Here is a 22106-nt window from a genome sequence, read left to right as displayed (position 1 = left end):
ATTCATTATGGCTGACTATGTCTCGCTCTAAAGCTCTACAATCCTATATTTTGATTCGTTTGTTGCTTGCGCCTTTAATGTTGTTGACGATCGCCACTATTGTATTTTTGCTGTTGCGAGCAACTCCAGGAGATCCAGCCGATGCGATCTTAGGTACTCGTGCGCCTGAAGCTGCTAAGGCGGCATTGCGATCGCAGTTAGGTTTAACCGATCCTCTTTGGCAACAATATCTAGACTACCTCAAAGATTTACTGAGCTTCAATTTAGGTAGCTCTCTTTCCAGTCGGGGTTTATCAGTTTGGTCAGTAATCCAAGAATATTTTCCTGCTACCGTTGAACTTTCCTTTTGCAGTATGGTAGTAGCGGTAACTGTAGGCGTATCTACAGGAATGGTTTCCGCTGCCTCCTCGAATAAGTTTTTAGATGCTGGGGGAAGACTATTTGGCATTATCACCTATTCTCTGCCTCTATTTTGGGTAGGGATGGTATTACAGCTGATCTTTGCCGTGAATCTAAATTGGTTTCCTCTAGGTACTCGCTTTCCCGTAAGCGCCACAACTCCGCCTAATATTACAGGGCTATATATCGTTGATAGTTTACTAGCGGGAGACTTAGGAATGCTGCTCAACACCATCCATTATTTAGCATTGCCCAGTTTAACTTTAGGCTTACTCCTCAGCGGTATCTTTGAACGCATCGTGCGGGTGAATCTCAAGCAAACTCTACAGGCAGACTATGTAGAAGCAGCCAGAGCCAGAGGCATTGCCGAAAAGCATATTTTAATTAACCATGCGCTGAAAAATGCCTTAATTCCTGTAATTACGGTATTGGGTTTAACCTTTTCCTCCCTACTTGGTGGTGCAGTGCTAACAGAAGTCACTTTCTCTTGGCCAGGGTTAGGTAATAGACTATATGAAGCAATATCTTTGCGCGATTATCCTACTGTACAGGGAGTAATGGTATTCTTCGGAATAATTGTAGTGTTGGCTAGTATTGCGATCGATATTATTAATGCCTATATTGATCCTAGAATTAGGTATTGATTAGTGATTACTGATAAAAAATTATGGCTCGTTTAAATATTCATAGCCTGTCAATGCAAATTAGCCGTATGTTTGAGCAGGGACAGTCTTTCTTTTGTGAAATTAAGGTGCAGGATTGGTTGCGGGAACGAAATGAAAATCCTGATGATTATGAGATTTCTTTCGAGGAGAAACCAGCACCACCAGGTTCGGGATTAGTTATTATGCGTGAAATTAAACTACGTCGTAAAGACGGCAAACCAGTAGAGAACTGGATTCAGGAAGACATTAATAGCTATGCTTAAGCACCATCAACGCGATCGATAACGTAGCAAATGATGAGCCAGATACCCGCCGAGACAAAAATAGTTAATAGCAGTTTAAGAATAAATAGCTTGATATCCGATAAATCTTGACTGAAATTATAGATTAGGGTGGCATCGATCGCGGCGGTGAAAAATCCCAAACCTTGCTTTAAATTTTTATTGGATAATTTATTATTCATAGAAGTTATTAATCAATTATTGACTTGCTAGTCTTTCTAATTCTAAGGAGTAGTTAGAGATCTGCCCACTAGTAATCTTGCGGTAAAGTAGTGAGTTTAGCGATCGCCAGGCTAATCGTATTTTGGTAGATGCAATATTGATATCTATCTATGTGACTAGATAATTCTTTAATTTTTAGTATTAAGTTAGATTAAGAAAGCCCCTCTATTTTTAATCTTTTTACGTAACCTGTGGAAGTCTGGAAAGCTCTTGAATCATCAACTAAACAGAAGCTAATTTACCTTTTTTTAGCTGGACTGCTATTTTGGATCAGCATCACTCTTTTATTACCCGCTTTGCCGATCTACGTTCAAGATCTGGGAGGAACTACCAAGCAAGTTGGCTTTGTGATGGGCAGTTTTGCGATCGGACTTTTAGCTTCTCGTACCTGGTTGGGCAAAGTAGCAGATCGTCGCAGTCGGAAAGTAGTAATTCTGATTGGTACCCTGGTGGCATTTTTAGCACCTATATTTTATTTATTCGTACATTCTATCTATGGTCTAGCATCGATTAGAGCTTTTCACGGTATCAGCATTGCTGCCTTTACAATTGGCTATAGTGCTTTGGTGGTGGATCTTTCTCCCATCCAGCATCGAGGAACATTAATTGGCTACATGAATCTGGCTGTACCAGTTGGAATGTCTATTGGCCCAGCTTTGGGGGGATTTTTACAAGCTAGTGGTCAACAATATTTTCCCCAAGGTACAGGTTATGAAGTTCTGTTTGGGATTTCGGCAATTTGTGGTGTGGTAGCTTTTGTTTTTTCCAGCCTGATCGAGGAATCTGCTTTACCCGATGGTATGGCTCAAAGTCATTCGCCCCAAATTAAGCGAGATTTTTGGCAGCTAACTAAAGATCCTGCCCTACTTGTCCCCACGATGGTTTTGCTCTTGATCGGACTAGTATTTGGAACTTTGGTGGCTTTTTTACCGCTGTTTATTAAAGAACTACAGCTAGATTTTAATGTCGGTCTATACTATACGGCAACGGCGATCGCTTCTTTTGTCGTCCGTATTGTTGTAGCACCAGCAAGCGATCGCTATGGACGGGGTTTGTTTATTACTGGCGCTTTAGTTTGTTATGTAGTTTCGATGGTACTACTTGCTCAAGCGCAGACTACGACTATGTTTATCTTATCAGCGATCGCCGAAGGTGCAGGGGCAGGGGTATTGATTCCTTTGACCTTAGCGTTAATTGCTGACCGTTCCTACGCCAATGAAAGGGGAAAAGTGTTTGCCCTCTGTATGGGAGGTTTTGATGTTGGTATCGCCCTAGGAGGCCCTATTTTTGGCTTTCTGGATGATACTTTAGGTGGCTATCAAGGGATATTTTCTCTAGCAGCAGTTGTCGCCGCGATCGCTTTAATTATTTTTATGACTCAAACAGGAAAAAACTTGCGTCATTCTCTCAACTTTGCTTTGGGTAAAGTACCAGATGTTTATGCTTTAAATAAGTCTTTGACGTGATTTGTTTCTTAGAGGATATCTGAAAAGTCTAATTGCTACGTTTTCAGTGGGTAGATCCCCCTAAATCCATGCCACTTGCTCTACTTGGGGAGACCCCAAGACCGCAGTGGCTCCCCTTGTTAAGGGGGACTTTGATTCCGATTCCCCCCTTGTTAAGGGGAGGCAGCGCGTTGCGGAGGTTTCCTCCGTTGTAGCGACTGCCGTGGGCTAGGGGGGATCTGCTAGGGTCTAAGCATAACAGAATCAAGTTCTCAGACATCCTCTTAGAAGTTATTTAGTAAGCTTGGCTAATTTTGCCTCTAATTCTTTAATTTTTGCTTCCAAGGGGTCAGTTTTGGCTTTTACTTCTGCCTCTGAATATTTCAGGGGAATGTGCTGGGGACAATTCCAACTCATTGCTTCAATGGTAATTATGATTCCTCGCTCAATTTCTGCTGGATAGTTTGATACTGCTAATTCTGACAATAAAGAGGCATCGTCGATTACTTTTGCTCGTCCCCAAATTTTTAAACGGCGACGATGAGCATAGTCCATTAGAAACAAAAAAACGCGATTGCGAAGCACACCGCAGGTATCGCTTGATAATAAATTACCCACGCTAATATATTGTAGATTCCCTTTAAAATCGGCAAAGCCTAAAGTTTTCTCGTCGATAATTCGCAGAAAGCCTGGCGCGCCACCACGAAATTGAATATAGGGATAGCCATTACTACCCACTGTCCCCAGATAGAAACTATCTCTAGCTTGAATAAACTCTATTTCTTGAGCGGTTAAGAGATCTTCCGTAATACCCTGCTGCACAAACTTTTCATATATTTCTCTTGTGCCATATTGGCTTTGTGCTGCTTTGACTTCAGGGGTAAAAGCTATTTCTGTAAATTTACGTCGCATAACTCTAACTTATGTTTAGTTTAATAATTGCTAACTAAATTCCTGGCATGGAGATAAATCCTGGTAGTTGTTTAAGGCGATCGCACCAAGCTAATATTTGCGGATAGGGTTTAAGGGAAATTTTGCCATCGGCAGCTAAAGCTACATAAGGAAATACTGCAATATCGGCAATAGTAGGATGTCCTAATTCTAGCCATTCCCTATCAGTTAAATGTTGTTCTAGCTGTTGTAAAATAATCGCCGATTTCTCCATTACTGCTTCAATATCAATACCTTTGCTATTAAATAGATAAAACAATCTTGCTGTTGCTACGCCTTGACGAATTTCTCCAGCAGCGATTGATAGCCACCGCACAATCCGACTCAAGGATTCCGCATCGTTAGGCAACCAAGTCTGATCGCCATATTTCCTGGCGAGATAAACCAAAATAGCTTGAGAATCGGCAAGCACTAAATCTCCGTCTGTTAAAACTGGAACTTCTCCTAAAGGATTAAGCTGCAAAAACTTAGGTGATTTATGTTCTCCTGCTGGCAAGTTAACAGGTACAAGTTCATGTTCCAAACCTAATAAAGACATCAGCAGCCTTACTTTGTAACAATTTCCCGATAACTCGAAATCATAAAGTTTAATTGTCATGAATTTGTACCGATCGTTTGGTCTAGAGATTGATAAAATTACTATACCGATTGTTCGGTATAATGTCAAATAAGCACTACAAAGTATTTAAGAAAGATCGATCTTGATGTCTAAAGAGCAAGTAATTCTCAAGCTGATTCCCGTCTTCAGACAGTATGGTTATGAAGGCACGAGTTTATCTATGTTGTCTCAAGCAACTGGTTTAGGCAAAGCAAGCTTATATCATCATTTTCCCCAGGGTAAACAAGGGATGGCAAACGCGGTGATGGATTATATAGCCAAGAGTTTTGAGGAGACAGTGCTACAATTTTTGCCAAGTTCTGGTACACCTGAAGAGAGAATCTTGTTGATGTGTCAAGCTTTAGACGATTATTATGCCCATGGTAATAACAATTGTTTTCTCGCTATGATGTCTTGGGGAGAAGCCGATAAATTATTTCACGACCAAGTTAAACAGCAACTAGAAATCTGGATTGATACTCTAACGCAAGTATTAATTGAAGCGGGAATTGAACCAAAACTAGCCCGCGAGCGATCGCAAGATGCCATGATCGAGATTCAGGGTGGATTAATTTTGGTCAGAATTTTAGATGAACCTGCAATTTTTACTAGAATACTAAACAACATGCCCAAAAAGTTACTCTAGGCATGTTATCTAGGCTCAATCTTAGGAATTTAAAGAATTATCTGCTTTAGCGAGGAAAAAAATGAGGTTTAGCAGTCAGTTGATAAAGCTGAGGATAAGTTCCTGCATCATAAGCACCAGCGCAAAGTAACAAGAAGTATTCCCAATGGCGTTTCCATTCTGCTGTAGTGGAAAATGGGGTTGAATCGATGATTTTTGTAATATGAGGTTGAATATCACTCCAATTTTTTTGGAAGTAATGATTCCAAGTTCTCCAAGTTACTCCATATTGTTGAGAAATATTGTTTTCTCGACACATAATGAACTGACGATTTTTCTCAATCGCCCTACCTAATTCGGCAGGAGAACCTAAAGCCAGATGAGGAAATATATAGCGATTGATATAGGGATCGCTGACTAAGACGGGATGATCAGATCCATTGGTTTGAATACCCAAAAGACCATCTTGAGTGATTATTGTGCGGATATTGTGGAGGATATTTCCCCAGTTTTTAGTACCACCATGTTCAATAGTTTCTAAAAAGATGCACTTGGTAATGCGATCGACACCAGATTCAGCCAGAATTTTTTGATATTGATTATGGTAGCTGTGATTGTAAAAATAGTAATTGTCTACTCCCGCAAATTTCGAGCGACAGTAATCTACCTGTACATCTGAAATCGTAATACCAATATAGGTGAGAGCAAAACGGTTAGCTAAATGTTGAGGTAAGGTTCCCCAGCCACAGCCACAATCAAGAATAATATCTCCATCCTGAATTTGTAGTTCCTCAACCCAATATTCTAGGTTTTGTCTTTGAGCAGCATTTAAGTTTTCGGGAACTTGTTCTAATCCTGTCCAGTCTCCAGTGGTGTATTTCATCGACTCTTCGAGAAAGCCTTCATATAGCTCCGTCGGTAAGTCATAGTGTATTTTTGCTACATCATGCTGCTTAATTAGAGAGACATTAAAAAACTTATACAGTAATTGTTCCAAAATTAAGGCGGGTGAATTGGGCAGCTCAAATAAGATTGAGTTGGACTTGGTATCTAAATTGAGTGCAAAAAGACGCTCAAACAAAAAATCTAATCTGGCACAGTGCCAATATCCCGCTATATAGGCATTGCCTAAACCCAAAGTCTTAAGCTGGGTAAATTGTTGAAGTACATAGTTTCGGCGATCGCTTTGACAAATAATATCCCAAGGGTTTGAGCTAGAGTGCGCTTCTTGCTCAAGGAGAACTTGAATATTTTGACTTTGTAAAAGTTCAATTAGTTTGCTATATTTTTGGGGCAGAGAATTTTGCCGATGGGAGCTAATTTCTAGGGTAGAACTCATAGTTTTTCTCCTAAATTAAACTAAAATAAAACCCAATAAATTGTGAAACTCATTAGTTTGCAGTCAATTTTATTTATAGTTGTAATTATTTAACTTCTTAGCTTATTTTTTTTGTTTAGTTTTTCCGTAAAAAAAGCCAGAGCAAATCTACACTTTTATCTTAGTCAACTCGTTAAAATTATAGTCTATTATGACTTTAACCATATTCAGTGATCGAAACAAAAGTGTAAGCTAGCTTTGATTAATTAATAGCTAGTTCGTTAAGTTTTTTAATAATTTATCTCTGTTTAACGTTACACAATCTATAAAAATATTATATATACAATAAAAAAAACGAATATTACAAAATATTAAATAAATATTCGGTAAATTATTACAAGCTATTTCAAGATCTGCGCCTCATTAAAATCACATCAAAAAGGTAAAATTAAAAATGAATTTAATGAATTTAGTGATTGAAGTTTATTTATCACTAACAGCAATTTTAGTTAGCAGTTCCTTATTGCTTCATCTTCTGCCTCGTTTAGGTAAATCAGGCAACCAGCTATCAGATTCACTTTGTCATGCACCAGGAATCGATTTATTGCTGGCATACTTTATGTTGTTACCTTTACTAGTTGGCTGTTTAATTGCTGGTGGTCGTGGCGCGATCGCCGCTTTAATAGCTCAATTTAGTACACTTTGGATTTGGATTATTTTTCATGAGCTAGTTAACTACAAAAGTCGCCGAGAACCAAAAATTTTTCCTACCTTGAGCCGTATCGTCGGTGGTTGGCGCAATCATCTTGCAGTTTGGATCACCTTATTGGCTCTACCCTGTTTTTGGACAGTTCGCTTGGCCGAAATTTTAGCCTATCCTCCGTTGACATGGCTGATCGGCTTGCCCAAATATCAAGCTCGGGATTGGGTAAATGTCTCACGTCAAAAGTTTACAGGCTTAGTTGGTTACGACCTAATTTGGTGTTTATATTGCGACTGGATGACGGGTGTATGGTCGCTAGGGACGGAAATGCTGCGCAATGTTGAATCTTTCTGGTGTCCGATTCGCTTTTATTCGGAAAAAAAATGCGAGAACTGTAAAATTGATTTCCCTGATGTTGAAGAGGCTTGGGTAAAAAACAGCGGCAACATGAATGATGTGGTTGAGTTACTAGACTGTAAATATTCTCAAGTAAAAGAACGAAGCTGGTTTGGTCATAAATCTCGTTAATAGTCCCTTTTAATTAGGTTTTAACGAATAACCACCAGCTGCCACTCTACTCAATTAACAATATCTGCCAACGCAGCTTTAAGCTCAGGATATTGATAGTTAAACCCGATCTGCTGTGTCTGTTTCGGTAATACCTGCTGTCCTTGTAAAACGACGATCGCCCCATCCCCCAATAATAGTTCTAAAACAAAATCAGGCACGGGTAGCCAGGAAGGTCGATTCATTACTTCGCCCAAAGTCTGACACAGTTTACTCATCCGTACAGGGTTGGGTGCAGTCGCATTATAGACCCCCGACATTTGCTGATTTTCAACTGCCTGACAGATTAAATTAACTAAATCAGCGCGGTGAATCCAAGAAAACCACTGCTTACCGCTACCAATAGGGCCACCAGCAAACATTTTAAAAGGCCCAATCATTTTGCCTAATGCGCCACCATTAGCCAGGACAATGCCTATCCGCAGGATAACTAAACGTACTCCTAGTTCTGTTACCTTCTGTGCCTCAGCTTCCCAGTTTTGACATACCTGCGCCAAAAAATCGCTACCCGATTCACTAGTTTCGTCAAAGGCGTTGGTTTCGCTGGTGCCATAATAGCCGATCGCCGATCCGCTAACTAACACTTGTGGCTTTTGTTCGGCCATGGCGATCGCTTCAACTATTTTTCTAGTTCCTAGCTGGCGACTTTCCATGATTGCTTGCTTTTGCTGGATAGTCCAACGCTCAGCAATTGGTTCTCCCGCCAAATTTATTACCGCATCACAACCAGAGATGCTTTGTTGCCATGCTCCCGACTCTTGAGGAGTATATTGAACAATTTCCAAATTAGCCAAAGCGGAGGCAGGAAAAACTTTTCGTGCTTTGTCGGGGTTACGAGTGAATACTAAAATCTGATGTCCTATCTGGTTTAGTTGAGCTACCAATTGACTACCAACTAGTCCTGTTGCTCCTGTAATTGCGATTTTCATAAATTGTTTTATCTTAATAACCTATTGATTAAATATATTAGAGTGCCACTAGCCTAAATAAACTTTTACTATACCTTCCAGCTATTTATAAATGAAAAAAGGATACTGTGACCAGCATCCTCTCTTATGATATTAACCGCTTAACTTTGAGGTATATATGTATCCTGTTAACTTTCGATTTGGAGATCGCCAAAAGCATCTTCAGTAAAGTTACTAGCAAACACTTGAGGTCTAAAAAATGTTAAAGTCTCAATGTTTGCCAGACAACCGACAGGTAGGTATGAGCGAGAAGGGATTTGAACCCCTGACCTTTTGGTTCGTAGCCAAATGCTCTAATCCACTGAGCTACTCGCCCCTAACTTGGTTAAGGTGTTTTACTTATCTTACCCAACAGTGTTCAATAGTAGCAGAACGAGGTAAAGCAATGCAAGAAAAAGATCAATTTTCATCTCTCTCCCATCTTAATGATCGCGGAGAAGCTCAAATGGTAGACGTTTCAGCGAAAAAAATAACTCGTCGAGAGGCGATCGCCGTGGGCAAAGTGATCATGTCCGCCGAAACCTTAACTAAGATCGAAGCGGGTAACGCACCCAAAGGCGATGTCTTGGGGACGGCAAAAATTGCTGGCATTATGGCAGCAAAACAGACAGCAAACCTGATTCCAATGTGCCATCCCTTACCAATTCATAAAATAGAGGTGGAGATTACTCCTAATGCTGAATTACCTGGATATGAAATTCAGGCTAAGGTAGCCATTAAAGCAGAAACAGGAGTAGAAATGGAGGCTTTAACTGCCGTATCAGTAGCAGCATTAACGCTTTACGACATGGCAAAGGCATTAGAGAAATCAATGCAAATTTCCGAGATTCGTCTTTTGAGTAAGACAGGGGGAAAATCGGGAGATTATTTTGCTGAGCAAAAAGCAGCTAAACAGATACAATAAGAATATTGTCGAATATGTCTACTTTTTATTTAGTTATTACCTATGCCTCCTCGTTGGCCTCGCGAACCCGATCGCCAAAGCGATCCTGAGTATCGCCGTCTTGATGACCTAATGAATTTTGCAATTCACGTTGGTATTTATGCCGCCACCAACTCTGGCTTATGGTTCGTCCATATTTTAAAATCGACGCAATGGTCTTGGCTACTGTGGGTTAATGGTATCTGGTTTGGTATTTTAGCGCTACACTTTATCTATATTAAGGCGATCGCAGATTACACCACAATCAAAACCTAAATCAAAATCAAATGGCTACTACAAGAGAAATCGAAGCTTTAGCAGCGAAAATTGGCGAAAACATTTACATTGATGTTGCCAAGTGGCATCTATATCTCAATGATGCCCACTTACATACCCCCCTAGCAGAGAAAATTTATCCCCTTCTGGAAGATAATTCTTTGACTGAAGAGGCGATCTCTGCTGTCTTAAAAGATATTCCCGTTAAACTTGGTGGTGGTCAGACAGAATTAGCCCTCAGCCAACTATTACCAATGCAGTGCCAAATGAATCTGATTGATTTGTTGGAAGAATATCAGCAAGATCTGTAAGCCCAACACTCCTCATTCGCTTAATTTCCCTAAAATTCAAACAATAAAACGCCTCTAAGAAAGTGATGTAGAGCTTATCTACTCGATCCTAAAGGCGTTAGTTTTTTTAATTTAACTATATTGTCTGTCAAGACTGTTTTGATACCAATTCTCTATAACAATGCACTAAATTAAATTTAACCCCTTTGCGTCTTTGCGTCTTGGCGCGAGATTTAAACTTAGAATATTAAGTGCAGCCTCAAGGAGAAATGGTATGAGGAGTGAAGGGAGTAGAAAAAACAATATCTCCTCTACCTACCTCAGTCCATTAATTCAAACTTGACAACCTAAGAGAGCTTAAAAGCGGTTATTTCGACCACCACCATTTCTATTATCTTCACGAGGCTTAGCTTTATTAACTTTTAGCGCACGATCCATCCACTCTGCTCCATCTAAAGCTTCAATAGCTTTATCTTCATTAGCTTCGGATTCCATTTCGACAAATGCAAAACCACGAACACGTCCTGTTTCGCGATCGCTAGGAATATGAACCCGTTTAACAGTTCCATATTCGGCAAAGACTTCAGTTAAATCTTCTTGATTAACTTCATAGGATAAATTGCCTACGTAAATTGACATGTTAATTGTCCTCTCAATGAGTGTTGTGTTTAGAGAGACTGGATTATTGGGAAAGAAATAGCTCAATACTTTACGGAAAAAACCTGTAGAGACTGGATACAAACTTAATCTTTAATCTGTTGATTCTCCGTCTTAACACTAACACTCTTAACGAAATAAAAACGAATTATTTTAAATTTTGTTTTTATTCTTATTGTTTAGATTTTTAAATCTTGAAGCGAGCTACGAATAATCTCGATTGAGCTAGTGTTTCCAGAAATACTACCACAAAATCTTTAAAATCCAACCTTGTGTTAACGAGAAATTTACATATCTTTTGTTAAGCTAGCCTCACTTGAAATGGTAGGACAACTATAACTTAAAAATGCAAACTATCAAGCCTACAGCAGTAACTGAAAAAGTCTGCAATCCACCACAATCATGGCGTAAATTTAACCTTCAAGTTCCTACTTTGGTAATTTTATCAGCTTTAGGTTTTGTGGGTGCGATCGCGATTTCTTGGTTATTGGGCAACAGTCATGTTACCGAATTATTTGTACAGCTACATTTAATTCAGTCTAATCCTCCTCAATGGCTGATGCCACCACAGTTAGGCAATAATTACTATTTGCTAGTGCCAACGTTAATTCTGTTTTTGGTAGCTCAAGTAGTGATGAGATTATCTCCTCAGCCTACAGTTTTCTCACAACGCTTGGTTGGGATGCTTTGTCTACTCTTGTTTTTCCGCTATTTTGCCTGGCGATCGCTTTGTAGTCTTAATGTTTCTAATCCAGTAGACGGTATTTTTAGTATTACTCTTTTGAGCATGGAACTATTAGCCATGATTGGTACTGCATTTCAAATGCTGTTACTATTTACTGCTAAAAACCGCACTCGCCAAGCAGATCGATGCAGTATTGCTGTTAAAGAAGGTCGTTATAATCCTACCGTAGACATTCTAATTCCCACCTATAACGAGCCTGATTTTATTGTTAAAAGAACTATTATTGGTTGTCAGGCACTTAACTATGACCGCAAACAGGTTTATGTCCTTGACGATACTCGAAGACAAAGTATTAAAAAGCTTGCTCAAGAATTAGGCTGCCACTATATTACTCGACCAGATAATTCTCATGCTAAGGCTGGTAATCTCAATAATGCTTTAAAACAAACTAAAGGCGAGTTAGTGGTGGTTTTCGATGCGGATTTTGTGCCAACAACTAATTTTTTAGAGCGCACTGTCGGCTTTTTCCATAACCCTAAAATAGGTTTATTACAGACCCCTCAAAGTTATTATAATTCCGATCCTATTGCCCGTAACTTAGGCTTGGAGAATGTTTTAACTCCAGAAGAAGAAGTGTTCTACCGTTATCTCCAGCCAATTAGAGATGGTGCAGGTAGTGTAGTTTGTGCGGGAACATCGTTTATCGCTAGACGCGATGCATTACAAGAAATAGGTTATTTTGTCACTGATTCGGTCAGTGAAGACTATTTTACAGGGATTCGCTTGTCAGCTAAAGGTTATGAGCTTGCCTATCTTAATGAAAAACTGAGTGCTGGTTTAGCCGCCGAAAGTATTGGTGCGCATATCGACCAGAGATTACGCTGGGGAAGAGGCACTCTACAAGCCTTTTTTATTAAATCTAATCCTTTAACTATCCCTGGTTTAAACTTCTGGCAAAGATTGGCGCACCTCGAAGGTCTAGTCCATTGGTTGACCTGTTTTCCCCGTGTCTTTTTTCTATTTGTGCCAATCATCTGTACTTTTGGGCATTTAAACCCGATCGTTTCCAGCTTACCCGAAACTATGTATGTAGTTTTACCTTATTACATCTTGCTTTTAACCGTCTTTTCTTGGCTTAATAGGCGATCGCGCTCCATTCTACTTTCTGATGTTTACTCGATTGTTCAGGCAATTCCTGTCTTTATCACCGTAATTAAAGTATTGTTAAATCCATTTGGCAAAGGCTTCAAAGTTACACCTAAAGGTTTAGCTAGAGACAAGTTCAACTACAATTGGTCTTTGGCTTTACCCATGACAATCTTGTTAGGAGCAACTTTAATTAGTTTTAGTATTAGCTTGCTCAGTTTTCCCGAAACTGGATTTAACTTAAGCATGTATTGGGGTGCTTACAATCTAATCACTATTGCTGTTGCGATGATGACTCTGCTAGATTTACCCAAACTTAGTTTGTATGAATGGTACAGCCGTAAGCAAGAAATTAATATCTATGGCGATCGCGCAGCGTGGACGGAGTCCAATCGCCAAGTTTATCAGGGTACAACCCAAAAAATTTCGGAAGAAGGAGTCCAAATCAATCTCGATTCACCAGTTCATCTATCTACTAATGTGATGGTGGAATTAATCCCAGAGATTCTGATTCTCTCTGGCAAGGTAACGCGCAGCTTTACTGCTGACGGTGCTTTTAATGCGATTATTAAATTTCAAAATGTCACCACGGAGCAACATCGTGAACTGGTAGAAATGCTTTATTGTCGCCCTGGTCAATGGGAAGTACGCAAAATTCCCAATGAATTGCAGTCAGGATTGATTTTGTTCAAACTTCTTCTCCGACCATTAGTGTTTTTAAATCCCAAAAAAGTTAAGCAGATGAAGTTGCATTACTAAAATTGTTCTAACTTGCGTGGGAGGTCAGTTATGCTCTTTTTGAGATAAATTGGTATATTTAATCCTGCTGTCTATACCAAAAACATGATCGAAAGAATCTCTAAGTTACCGAAATGGCTTACTGTCGGGCTAGTTGTTCCATTATTGGTATTAAATGGCTGGCTGATTATCTTAGCATTTGAATATTTTGAATCTCTGATTACCATATTCATCACTGCTACCCTGCTGTCATTTATCTTGGATTATCCCGTTCGCCTGATTGAAAAGCGTAATATTCCCCGAGCGATCGCCATTTTGATAGTTCTTTTGATTGGAATCTTGCTGTTAGCCTTTATTGGCGTTACGGTGATTCCAATTTTACTCAACCAGCTAAATGGTTTACTGGAACGTTTGCCTAGCTATGTTGCTTCTGGGAGTGAACAAGCAGCAGTCTTTGAAGCCTGGGCAGAGGAGCGAAATTTACCAGTCGATATCAGCAATTTGGTTGCCGACTCTCTCAGTCGAGTTACCTATCAATTACAGCAGTTAAGTGGTCAGATTTTAGGGAGCTTCTTGTCAGTAGTAGGTAGTATCCTAGATTTGCTCTTAACTATTGTCTTAACTTTCTATATGTTGCTTCATGGCGATGAACTATGGGCAGATGTGTTTCAATTTTTCCCCAATACTTCTAGACAAAATATTCGTGATGCCCTAAAACGCACTTTTAACAACTATTTTATCGGACAACTGACAGTGGCATCGGTAATGGGTGTTTCGATTACAATTGCCTTCTTGATTATTCAAATACCCTTTGCCTTGTTGTTTGGGTTGGTAGTTGGTTTGATGGCGTTATTTCCCTTTGGTGCAGCTTTAAGTATTAGCTTAGTTAGCTTTTTAATGGCGCTCAAAAGTATCTGGTTGGGTCTAAAAGTTTTAGCAGTTTCTTTTGTGATTGAGCAAATAGTAGAAAGTGTGATTGCACCACGCCTGTTAGGCGAATTTACTGGGTTAAATCCTGTTTTAGTCTTAGTTTCACTCTTGGTTGGCGCACAGCTAGGTGGATTTTTAGGCTTGATTTTAGCTGTACCGCTCGCAAGCTTTATTAAGGTTTTATTTATGCTATTTGAATTAAGGCCAGAGTATGATGAAGTCTCAGTTGAGGAGGTGAAACTAATTAATAGTAAAATAGTATAAATTATGATCGCAATTTATCCAGGTAGCTTCGATCCGATTACTTTGGGGCATATTGATATTGTGGAAAGAGGAGCGAAACTTTTTGAAAAAGTTATTGTCGCCGTGCTTTCTAATCCTAGTAAACGGCCCTTATTTTCAGTAGAAAAAAGAATTGAACAAATTACCCAATGTACTAAGCATATTGACAATGTAGAAGTAGATAGTTTTGTTGGTTTAACTGTTGATTATGCCAAATTACATAATGCTGGAGTATTGCTAAGAGGCTTAAGAGTCCTATCTGATTTTGAGAAAGAATTACAGATGGCTCACACTAACAAAACTCTTAATCAAGAAATTGAAACCGTATTTTTAGCTACTACCAAAGAGTACAGTTTTTTAAGTAGTAGTATTGTTAAAGAAATCGCTCAATTTGGAGGTGCAATTGAACATTTAGTTTCTCAAGATATCGCTGAAGATATAGAGCAGAAATACCGTGATATGTAAATAAAGCTTAATATAAGCTACTAAAATAAATGATATTTTCTAAGTAATAAATAGGTTGGCAATTAAGTCTAATTTGAGTTAAAAATAAATTCAAATAATTAAATATATTTGCTTGTATTAATGTTGCCAACTAATTATACTCAATCTTCTACAGTTTCTGTTGATAGACCAGAAGCGATCGCCAATCAGCCACTAGGTTTTAATCTAGAAATTGAGTTAGATGCTTTAGAAGAATTAATTATTAATAGTACTCATGTTCCATTAACTGAATTGATCATTATCGATCGCGTGATCGTTCTGCATCAGCTAAATCAAATTAAAGAACATTTACCTGTAGATTTGGCTACTGCCACTACCATTGCCAACCATAAACAGCAAATCATTTCTGAGGCTGAAAATTACGCCACTTCATTAGTAAAATCCGCACAAGCACAAGCTAATCAAATCTTGCAGGATTCAAGTATATTGCGCCAAGCAGAGTTAGACGGAGCAAAGATTAGACTAAAAACTGAACAGGAATGTGAGCATCTCAAGCAAGCAACTCTTAATGAAATGAGAGAGTTACACCAAAATGCGATCGCCGAATCTCAAGCCATTCAAAAAGGGGCTGATGATTATGCCGATCAAGTTCTGGGTGATATTGAACAGAGAATGCAGCAGATGTTGCTAGTGATTCAAAATGGTCGTCAACAACTTGACGGGGTAAATTAACCATTATTATTATAGGAAAAGGCTATAACTATAATTAATAGTTATTTTTAGAGAAAATATTGGCTTTTTGATTGTGGTTTTAATATTTAAATTATCTGACTGATTCGTGGTTATGGACGACATAGAATGGTTTTAAAACCAGGTTTATTACCTCCAGACAAGCATAAGTAAAACTTATGGTAAGATAAATTACAAATCTCATTGCTAATGCCCGATCAATAATTAGTATTTTTCCCTTAGTATCAAAAATGATGCTGGATGGTCAAGAAAAATCGGCTTAATTTAAAAAAAGCAGATGAGTCTGATTATGCTAGCAGTAATTAATATTTCACCTGATAAAAGAGGAAAACTTACATGGCTACTTATAACGTTACTTTAAAAATGCCTGAAGGCGAGCAAACTATTGAAGTACCTGATGATGAGTACATTCTTGACGTTGCTGAAGAGCAAGGTTTGGATTTACCCTACTCCTGTCGTGCTGGTGCTTGTTCTACTTGTGCGGGTAAACTTGAGTCTGGTACTGTAGACCAATCCGATCAGTCTTTTCTTGATGACGATCAAATCGAAGCTGGATACGTTCTTACTTGCGTTGCTTATCCTAGCTCTGATTGTACAATCACTACTCATCAAGAAGAAGAGCTTTACTAGAAAACTAAAGCTTTTTTTTAGGCGTTCTATGATTAGAACGTCTTTTCCCATTTTAGTTTATTTGCTGGGGAATATCTAACTTATAACATTGCATCTGCGGAAAATCTCTTTTAATCAAAGCGATCGCTTCTGACTGACTACTGCGATCTTGGGCAATTAACTGTGCTGTACCGTCCCCTTGTGAACCAACGCCTTTACCCCCATGTATGTAAGGCTTGAGTGATGGATGATCGAGTAGCTGATGGAGCATAGGTGCTTTTAACTGTTCGGGACAAGCAGGAATAACATAGCGGTCAAATTCTGCTTGAGCTTGATTCATCAAAGCGCCAATTTTCTTAGCATTCCCTTGTTGCAGGGCGATAACAGCCTGTTTAACTAATGCTTGGTTAATTTCACCTAGATATTTTTGTACTTGAACTGCGATCGTATTTCGCGCCTGGGGGTAACACTGATTTAGTTGAGCGAGAATCTTTTGAGTGTTTTTTGCCCCTGCCAAATCGACAATAATTAAAGATAAATTTTGTTTGACAGTTAATGGTTTTGTGGTGTGGCGATCGCCATCAAAAGTCATTAAAATCGGCTGCTGACCATAAGCACAAGCTTGATCGAGTCTGCCACATTGACTAGGAGTAGTCCTTTCTCCCCAGTAGGCTAATTCCATCTCTTCAGCAAGACTTAAACCAAGATCGTAAAGCTGATTGAATGCTCTGGCGACTAAAACACAGATTGCGGCGCTGGAAGACAAGCCTTTTTGTAATGGTAAATCCATGCGATAGTTGTCGATCGCCAAACCACCAACTCCATAACGAATTAAAGCCTGGTAAGCTACCCCCGCTACATAACTATAAAAATTATCCGTCTGCGCCATAGCTAACAACAGTTCTTTGTCCATAGCTAATTCTAATGCTTCATAATGCAGGGTCTTAAAAATTAGGTCAGGATTCTGATTTACGCGGGCATAGATACCTTGGTTTGTACCCACCACTACAGCACAGCCAGGTTTGATTTGAGGATTAACCTGCCGATATTCTCCTGCCCAATCACTATGCTCTCCAAATAGACAAAGACGACCAGAAACAAAAATGTCCATAAGTTCAATGTTTAGCTTCAATATTTGCGTATTATGCTGGTAGTTTATTCATAAATTTGCTATTAATCTTGCTAAAATGTTGTTTCCTAATCTCAAACCATCAAATAGCTAATAATTGAGGTAGCATCAACCGAGTCGAGTAATCAGGTTGTTCGATTCCATCACAGGAAGCAACTAAGTGAGATCGAGGATGCGCCAAATTGAACATTTTTTATGAGAAAACAAGCCACAATTTATGTCTAATCAAAAAATAGTTCATCAAGCGATTAGGCTCCGCCTACCCTTCGGGATCGCGGTTAAATTCCTCCAGCTAAATCACACACTTCCTAACACTACTATGAAAATTCTGACTGCCTTAGCAACCAGCTTGATAAGTTGCTCTAGTTTTTTGGTGACAATTCCCGCAACAGCCGCTATCGGCCCTTATTGTCAGTTTGCTCCTGAAGATGCCATGGCTAAAGAAAAGTTGCTCAGAACATCTTTAAAGGATAACCAAACCAAATTAGAATACGATGCGATTGTGCAAAAACATCGGGAAATGCTTCAGATTTGTCGCAGTCAAACTTGGCCTGAAGAACAGGCTATTTGGTTGCGTCTGTATCCTTGCGATATCACTCCTGGTTCTATTGATTATGTTTTAGATCGCATTGTTAATTTAGGCTACAACAGGGTACATTTAGAAGTCTTTTACGATAGCCAAGTGCTGTTACCGCCTGGAGATAACCCAACTCCTTGGACTCCAGTAGTGCGATCGCCTAATGGAGATCAGATCGATTTATTACAACAGGCGATCGACAAAGCACACCAACGGGGTTTAAAAGTTTACGCTTGGCTATTTACGATGAATTTTGGCTATACCTATGCTCAAAAACCCGATCGCCAGGAAGCATTGGCTCGTAACGGTACGGGCAAAAATAGCCTCAGCTACGTCGACGATCGCGCTCAAGCCTTTATCGATCCTTACTCCCCTCAAGCACAAAGTGATTATAATAATTTAGTCCAGGCTGTACTTGAACGAAAGCCAGACGGCATCTTATTTGATTATGTTCGCTATCCTCGTGGCGTTGCTGGACATTCTTCTGTCCATAGTGTCAAAGACCTTTGGATTCACGGCAAATCGTCTCTCAATGCCTTATACAGTCGAGCAAGTAATTCCAAAGGATTAGCTCTGATCAAGAAATTTGTTGAGAAGGGAAATCTGTCTACCCGTGATATAGAAATTGTCGATCAGCAATATCCGAAAGAAACCCACGCTAAGTGGCAGGGTAGCCTCTCTGAATCTGACTCCAAAGCTAATGCATCATCTCGCCAAAATAAGCTCAACCAAGATTTATGGTTCTTTACCGTTGCCCATGCTGCCCAAGGCGTAATCGATTTTCTCTCCTCAGCAGCTCAACCAGTACAAGATCGCGGACTAAAGGCGGGGGCAGTATTTTTCCCCGATGCTAATCGTCTTGTCGGTGCGCAAGGATTCGATTCTCGTCTTCAGGCTTGGGATAAATTTTCTCCAGATTTAGAGTGGCATCCCATGGCTTATGCTGTCTGTGAAGAAAAGACTAACTGCATTACCGATGAAGTGAAAAAAGTCTTAAAAACATCACCAGAAACAAATGTCATTCCTGCTTTAGCTGGGGCTTGGGGCAAGGAATACCGAAATCATCTTCCTTTAGAAACTCAGATTGAAGCTTTACGTAAAGCAACTCCTGAAGTCAATTCTATTAGCCATTTTAGCTACGCTTGGCAAGAGCCAGATTTAGATCGTCGTCGGCAATCTTGCAATCTTTTCTAAAATGTTGGATTTATGATTAATATCTGTTATGATGATAGACGTTGCAAACTTGCGGATGTGGCGGAATTGGTAGACGCACTAGATTTAGGTTCTAGCGTTTTCGGACGTGAAGGTTCAAGTCCTTTCATCCGCATTGCTTCGGGTTTAATTAGGGATAAAGACATTAAGCTTAATCCCCATGATTGCCCAGGCTAAATCTTACTCACTTCTAAACTAGACCGAGCAATTGGCTGGAACTTAATCTAACAGGTCTACAAATATTGTGATTTAAGCGCTCAGTCAATTAATGATTGACTGAGTAATAGTAGTTAAGGGAACTTGATAAAAATATTGTTGTTGGAAGTCTTCTTCTTGAATTATTGATAAAAAAGATTCAACAGTAGTATTTAAACTAAAATCACGATCATTGGCGACGAAATCAAACTGGTATTGATTTGATTGCAATTTAGACGGCAAACCTACTGTGGCTAACGCTTTTAAGCCAAGCTCAAAAGCGCGATCGCTTAAGTTTAATTTTGTTTGTATTTGTGATTTGGTCACTGATTTTTGGGTACGACTGAGATATTTAGCAACCCCAACTAACTGTTGCCAAACAGCCATGGCATCTGTTGAGCGATCTGGTTCATAAGCCAAAACTAAAGAGCGATCGCCCTGTAGAGCCTGTTGATATTCTCGGCGAAGATCGCCCCAGTTACCAGGACATTGTTGGAGAAAGCTAGCTTGTTCTAGAGGAACTGCTAAATTAGTTAATTCTTGGGGAGTCGAACGGCGATCGATTAATCGATGTGTTGAGTTTAAAGCTGAATTTAGCCAAGAACTTGCCGATGCTAAACCTAGACTAACTAAGCGGATTTCATAACGTTTGCTAAAGGTGTTAAAATCCAGTTCAGCGATCGCATCACACTTGCCGATGACGGGTATTTCGTCTTTATAGTGTCCCCACCACAGTCCAGGAAATCCTTGATTACTAGAATCATCCCAGATCTCAAATGTAGTCTTGATATACTCAATTTTTTGACCACGGCTATCTTGAATATTTTTATGCCAAGCATTTTTAAACCAGCAGTTTTTAATGAGCAATTTGGGAACAGGATTACCCATACCGTAAGGTTCTAGCTGTCTTAATTCGTCAAATAAATTCTCACCCAGATCTGCCACGGTAACCACTAGATCGATATCTATTTGGGGCATCATCTCGGCTATATTAATCTGTTGTCGTAGTTGCTGATTTATCCCTTCTCTAAATAAATCTAGATTCGCTAAAGGTAAACTTAACCCCGCAGCAAAAGGATGTCCCCCAAAGCGATGCAGCAAATTGGATTGAGATTTAACTAGTTGATATAGATCGATACCGTTAACGGATCTAGCAGATCCTCGCGCCATAATTTCAGGCGAATCATGATTTGGTAGGGGCGAACCGCCGTTCGCCCCTACTTCGCGAAACGCCCCTACATTATTTTCGCTACTCAACAAAACCGTTGGGCGACCATATTCTTGAGCAATTGTTCCCGCAGCCAAACCCAATACCCCACCTTGCCATTGAGGATCTTCGAGGACAATTACCGAGGTAGTTGATAAATCTAGCTGCTCTAACTTTTTCGTAACTTGCTTAATCGTATCTTTTTGCAATGACTTACGACGAGTATTAGCTAATTCCGCTTCTTCGGCTAAATAATTACAGCGATCGCGATCGCGACTGGTAAGTAACTCAACGCAGAAACTAGCATCACCATGAATCCGACTTACAGCATTGATTCTCGGCCCTAAACCAAAAGAAATGTCCGTCGGGCGATCGCCATTACGTTTACATAAATCTAATAACTTAGCTACTCCAGGGCGAGTCATGGTATCAGGATTTACCTGTTTTCTAAGCTGCTTAATGCCCACCTGTGCTAGATAACGACAGTCTCCTTTTAACTCCACCAAGTCGGCTATCAAACCAATTGCCACTAAATCTAACAAGTTTTCAATCGGCTGACTAGGTAGATCGGGTAATGCCTCATATAATCCTTCAACTAACTTGTAGGCGACTGCTACCCCAGAGAGATTATATAAAGGATGGGATTGTTCAAAATAACGAGGATTAATGATCGCCGTAACTTCAGGACGAGTCTCAGGTAGAGTATGGTGATCGGTAATAATAACATCAATACCCAATGTTTTAGCGTAGGCAATCTCTGCTAAATTGGTGCTACCCGTATCGCAAGTCACAATCAACCTGGTTCCCGCTTCGGCTAATCTGGCTATTCCTGGACAATTCAAGCCATGAGATTCAGTCTGTCGATTGGGAATATAGTAGTCAAGCTGCAAATGCTGGGGAAAAAACTGCCCTAAACCATCCCATAAAACACTAGTAGAAGTAATCCCATCCGCATCAAAATCTCCCCAAATCGTGACTTTCTCAGCGCGATCGCCTGCCAGTTTTAATCGAGCGATCGCCCATTCCATCTCCACACCGAAAGCACGAGCATTGGTAGGTTGATATAAAGCCGAATTGAAAAACCCTGGTAACTGTTCTAAATCTCTAATTCCCCTCTGCCATAACAGTTGAGCGCAGTACTGGCTGTCTCTGCCTGTAATTTGCTGCACCCCTTGAACAAACTCCAAAGGCGCTGTCGATGTCGCTAAATGCCACTTCTCTTTCATCAGTTACCAGTTATCAAGTTATTAATCACAAGCGATCGCTAAACCTACTAGATCGTTAAGTTTGAATTGATGGGTTGAGATTAGGTAGT

Annotated in this window: 22 protein-coding genes and 2 tRNA genes; 15 read left to right on the top strand and 9 right to left on the bottom strand. The window is 39.7% G+C overall.

Annotation, left to right across the window (positions count from 1 at the left end; all coding sequences use genetic code 11):
* The first annotated feature begins 17 nt into the window (after positions 1 to 17).
* Together KME09_24955 and KME09_24950 are read left to right on the top strand one after the other, a co-directional pair.
* On the top strand, positions 18 to 1043 hold the full coding sequence (locus KME09_24955; protein MBW4537188.1) for an ABC transporter permease: 1026 nt from the start codon (positions 18 to 20) through the stop codon (positions 1041 to 1043).
* A 23-nt stretch (positions 1044 to 1066) separates the two neighbouring features.
* Positions 1067 to 1327, top strand: a complete 261-nt coding sequence (locus KME09_24950) for a hypothetical protein (GenBank protein ID MBW4537187.1) — start codon at positions 1067 to 1069, stop codon at positions 1325 to 1327.
* Here KME09_24950 and KME09_24945 read toward each other — a convergent pair.
* Entirely contained in the window at positions 1324 to 1527 is a 204-nt protein-coding gene (locus KME09_24945) for a hypothetical protein (GenBank protein ID MBW4537186.1), read from the bottom strand. The genes KME09_24950 and KME09_24945 overlap by 4 nt on opposite strands.
* A gap of 231 nt (positions 1528 to 1758) precedes the next feature.
* Between KME09_24945 and KME09_24940 the strand changes: the two genes are divergently transcribed.
* The gene (locus KME09_24940; protein ID MBW4537185.1) at positions 1759 to 3033 is read left to right on the top strand and encodes an MFS transporter; all 1275 of its coding nucleotides are present in this window, start codon (positions 1759 to 1761) and stop codon (positions 3031 to 3033) included.
* Positions 3034 to 3303: 270 nt separating this feature from the next.
* On the opposite strand, the gene KME09_24935 is transcribed toward KME09_24940, so the two are convergent.
* Together KME09_24935 and KME09_24930 are read right to left on the bottom strand one after the other, a co-directional pair.
* Complete coding sequence (locus KME09_24935) at positions 3304 to 3924, bottom strand: pyridoxamine 5'-phosphate oxidase family protein (GenBank protein MBW4537184.1); 621 nt, start codon at positions 3922 to 3924, stop codon at positions 3304 to 3306.
* A 34-nt stretch (positions 3925 to 3958) separates the two neighbouring features.
* Positions 3959 to 4561, bottom strand: coding sequence for a glutathione S-transferase family protein (locus tag KME09_24930; protein MBW4537183.1), 603 nt, complete (start codon positions 4559 to 4561; stop codon positions 3959 to 3961).
* A gap of 106 nt (positions 4562 to 4667) precedes the next feature.
* Here KME09_24930 and KME09_24925 point away from each other — a divergent pair, with 106 nt between their 5' ends.
* On the top strand, positions 4668 to 5207 hold the full coding sequence (locus KME09_24925; protein ID MBW4537182.1) for a TetR/AcrR family transcriptional regulator: 540 nt from the start codon (positions 4668 to 4670) through the stop codon (positions 5205 to 5207).
* A 46-nt stretch (positions 5208 to 5253) separates the two neighbouring features.
* On the opposite strand, the gene KME09_24920 is transcribed toward KME09_24925, so the two are convergent.
* A complete protein-coding gene (locus KME09_24920; GenBank protein ID MBW4537181.1) occupies positions 5254 to 6525 on the bottom strand; it encodes a class I SAM-dependent methyltransferase in 1272 nt (423 codons plus the stop codon).
* Positions 6526 to 6967: 442 nt separating this feature from the next.
* Here KME09_24920 and KME09_24915 point away from each other — a divergent pair, with 442 nt between their 5' ends.
* Positions 6968 to 7735, top strand: coding sequence for a hypothetical protein (locus KME09_24915; GenBank protein ID MBW4537180.1), 768 nt, complete (start codon positions 6968 to 6970; stop codon positions 7733 to 7735).
* 50 nt (positions 7736 to 7785) lie between these two features.
* Here KME09_24915 and KME09_24910 read toward each other — a convergent pair whose 3' ends face one another.
* Both KME09_24910 and KME09_24905 read right to left on the bottom strand, forming a co-directional pair.
* A complete protein-coding gene (locus KME09_24910) occupies positions 7786 to 8703 on the bottom strand; it encodes a TIGR01777 family oxidoreductase (protein ID MBW4537179.1) in 918 nt (305 codons plus the stop codon).
* A 281-nt stretch (positions 8704 to 8984) separates the two neighbouring features.
* Positions 8985 to 9058: transfer RNA gene (locus KME09_24905), tRNA-Arg, on the bottom strand.
* 69 nt (positions 9059 to 9127) lie between these two features.
* Between KME09_24905 and moaC the strand changes: the two genes are divergently transcribed.
* Genes moaC through KME09_24890 form a run of 3 tightly spaced genes read left to right on the top strand, consistent with a single transcriptional unit; the run spans position 9128 to position 10251 of the window.
* Complete coding sequence (gene moaC, locus KME09_24900; GenBank protein ID MBW4537178.1) at positions 9128 to 9646, top strand: cyclic pyranopterin monophosphate synthase MoaC; 519 nt, start codon at positions 9128 to 9130, stop codon at positions 9644 to 9646.
* Positions 9647 to 9688: 42 nt separating this feature from the next.
* The gene (locus KME09_24895) at positions 9689 to 9940 is read left to right on the top strand and encodes a 2TM domain-containing protein (protein MBW4537177.1); all 252 of its coding nucleotides are present in this window, start codon (positions 9689 to 9691) and stop codon (positions 9938 to 9940) included.
* Positions 9941 to 9951: 11 nt separating this feature from the next.
* A complete protein-coding gene (locus KME09_24890; protein MBW4537176.1) occupies positions 9952 to 10251 on the top strand; it encodes a DUF3181 family protein in 300 nt (99 codons plus the stop codon).
* A 336-nt stretch (positions 10252 to 10587) separates the two neighbouring features.
* Here the strand turns inward: KME09_24890 and KME09_24885 are convergent, their stop codons facing one another.
* A complete protein-coding gene (locus KME09_24885; GenBank protein MBW4537175.1) occupies positions 10588 to 10869 on the bottom strand; it encodes an RNA-binding protein in 282 nt (93 codons plus the stop codon).
* Positions 10870 to 11233: 364 nt separating this feature from the next.
* Here KME09_24885 and KME09_24880 point away from each other — a divergent pair, with 364 nt between their 5' ends.
* From KME09_24880 to KME09_24860, 5 genes are all read left to right on the top strand, one after another.
* Positions 11234 to 13477: a glycosyltransferase gene (locus tag KME09_24880; GenBank protein MBW4537174.1), complete on the top strand. Its 2244-nt coding sequence runs from the start codon at positions 11234 to 11236 to the stop codon at positions 13475 to 13477.
* Between the two features lie 84 nt (positions 13478 to 13561).
* Complete coding sequence (locus tag KME09_24875) at positions 13562 to 14650, top strand: AI-2E family transporter (GenBank protein MBW4537173.1); 1089 nt, start codon at positions 13562 to 13564, stop codon at positions 14648 to 14650.
* Positions 14651 to 14653: 3 nt separating this feature from the next.
* Positions 14654 to 15133 (top strand): pantetheine-phosphate adenylyltransferase, encoded by a 480-nt coding sequence (coaD, locus tag KME09_24870; GenBank protein MBW4537172.1) that lies wholly within the window; start codon positions 14654 to 14656, stop codon positions 15131 to 15133.
* A 120-nt stretch (positions 15134 to 15253) separates the two neighbouring features.
* Positions 15254 to 15844, top strand: a complete 591-nt coding sequence (locus KME09_24865) for a hypothetical protein (GenBank protein MBW4537171.1) — start codon at positions 15254 to 15256, stop codon at positions 15842 to 15844.
* A 354-nt stretch (positions 15845 to 16198) separates the two neighbouring features.
* Entirely contained in the window at positions 16199 to 16492 is a 294-nt protein-coding gene (locus KME09_24860) for a 2Fe-2S iron-sulfur cluster binding domain-containing protein (protein ID MBW4537170.1), read from the top strand.
* A gap of 52 nt (positions 16493 to 16544) precedes the next feature.
* Here the strand turns inward: KME09_24860 and KME09_24855 are convergent, their stop codons facing one another.
* Complete coding sequence (locus KME09_24855; protein MBW4537169.1) at positions 16545 to 17582, bottom strand: GHMP kinase; 1038 nt, start codon at positions 17580 to 17582, stop codon at positions 16545 to 16547.
* Between the two features lie 337 nt (positions 17583 to 17919).
* Between KME09_24855 and KME09_24850 the strand changes: the two genes are divergently transcribed.
* Both KME09_24850 and KME09_24845 read left to right on the top strand, forming a co-directional pair.
* Positions 17920 to 19371: a family 10 glycosylhydrolase gene (locus tag KME09_24850; GenBank protein MBW4537168.1), complete on the top strand. Its 1452-nt coding sequence runs from the start codon at positions 17920 to 17922 to the stop codon at positions 19369 to 19371.
* A 51-nt stretch (positions 19372 to 19422) separates the two neighbouring features.
* Positions 19423 to 19504: transfer RNA gene (locus KME09_24845), tRNA-Leu, on the top strand.
* Positions 19505 to 19650: 146 nt separating this feature from the next.
* Here KME09_24845 and KME09_24840 read toward each other — a convergent pair.
* Positions 19651 to 22017: a DHH family phosphoesterase gene (locus tag KME09_24840; protein ID MBW4537167.1), complete on the bottom strand. Its 2367-nt coding sequence runs from the start codon at positions 22015 to 22017 to the stop codon at positions 19651 to 19653.
* Between the last annotated feature and the right edge of the window lie 89 nt (positions 22018 to 22106).

It is taken from the genome of Pleurocapsa minor HA4230-MV1 (genome assembly GCA_019359095.1).
Lineage (GTDB): Bacteria > Cyanobacteriota > Cyanobacteriia > Cyanobacteriales > Xenococcaceae > Waterburya > Waterburya minor.
The sequence above is the reverse complement of the archived record's forward strand: the minus strand, read 5'-3'. Positions and strand labels throughout refer to the sequence as shown.

Excerpts from the sequence above, each read along its gene's own strand:
- KME09_24945 (MBW4537186.1), bottom strand. The coding sequence starts at position 1,527 with ATGAATAATAAATTATCCAATAAAAATTTAAAGCAAGGTTTGGGATTT.
- KME09_24935 (MBW4537184.1), bottom strand. The coding sequence starts at position 3,924 with ATGCGACGTAAATTTACAGAAATAGCTTTTACCCCTGAAGTCAAAGCA.
- KME09_24910 (MBW4537179.1), bottom strand. The coding sequence starts at position 8,703 with ATGAAAATCGCAATTACAGGAGCAACAGGACTAGTTGGTAGTCAATTG.
- KME09_24925 (MBW4537182.1), top strand. The coding sequence starts at position 4,668 with ATGTCTAAAGAGCAAGTAATTCTCAAGCTGATTCCCGTCTTCAGACAG.
- KME09_24885 (MBW4537175.1), bottom strand. The coding sequence starts at position 10,869 with ATGTCAATTTACGTAGGCAATTTATCCTATGAAGTTAATCAAGAAGAT.
- coaD (MBW4537172.1), top strand. The coding sequence starts at position 14,654 with ATGATCGCAATTTATCCAGGTAGCTTCGATCCGATTACTTTGGGGCAT.
- KME09_24955 (MBW4537188.1), top strand. The coding sequence starts at position 18 with ATGTCTCGCTCTAAAGCTCTACAATCCTATATTTTGATTCGTTTGTTG.
- KME09_24850 (MBW4537168.1), top strand. The coding sequence starts at position 17,920 with ATGAAAATTCTGACTGCCTTAGCAACCAGCTTGATAAGTTGCTCTAGT.
- moaC (MBW4537178.1), top strand. The coding sequence starts at position 9,128 with ATGCAAGAAAAAGATCAATTTTCATCTCTCTCCCATCTTAATGATCGC.
- KME09_24880 (MBW4537174.1), top strand. The coding sequence starts at position 11,234 with ATGCAAACTATCAAGCCTACAGCAGTAACTGAAAAAGTCTGCAATCCA.
- KME09_24930 (MBW4537183.1), bottom strand. The coding sequence starts at position 4,561 with ATGACAATTAAACTTTATGATTTCGAGTTATCGGGAAATTGTTACAAA.
- KME09_24875 (MBW4537173.1), top strand. The coding sequence starts at position 13,562 with ATGATCGAAAGAATCTCTAAGTTACCGAAATGGCTTACTGTCGGGCTA.
- KME09_24915 (MBW4537180.1), top strand. The coding sequence starts at position 6,968 with ATGAATTTAGTGATTGAAGTTTATTTATCACTAACAGCAATTTTAGTT.
- KME09_24865 (MBW4537171.1), top strand. The coding sequence starts at position 15,254 with ATGTTGCCAACTAATTATACTCAATCTTCTACAGTTTCTGTTGATAGA.
- KME09_24920 (MBW4537181.1), bottom strand. The coding sequence starts at position 6,525 with ATGAGTTCTACCCTAGAAATTAGCTCCCATCGGCAAAATTCTCTGCCC.
- KME09_24950 (MBW4537187.1), top strand. The coding sequence starts at position 1,067 with ATGGCTCGTTTAAATATTCATAGCCTGTCAATGCAAATTAGCCGTATG.
- KME09_24860 (MBW4537170.1), top strand. The coding sequence starts at position 16,199 with ATGGCTACTTATAACGTTACTTTAAAAATGCCTGAAGGCGAGCAAACT.
- KME09_24855 (MBW4537169.1), bottom strand. The coding sequence starts at position 17,582 with ATGGACATTTTTGTTTCTGGTCGTCTTTGTCTATTTGGAGAGCATAGT.
- KME09_24895 (MBW4537177.1), top strand. The coding sequence starts at position 9,689 with ATGCCTCCTCGTTGGCCTCGCGAACCCGATCGCCAAAGCGATCCTGAG.
- KME09_24890 (MBW4537176.1), top strand. The coding sequence starts at position 9,952 with ATGGCTACTACAAGAGAAATCGAAGCTTTAGCAGCGAAAATTGGCGAA.
- KME09_24840 (MBW4537167.1), bottom strand. The coding sequence starts at position 22,017 with ATGAAAGAGAAGTGGCATTTAGCGACATCGACAGCGCCTTTGGAGTTT.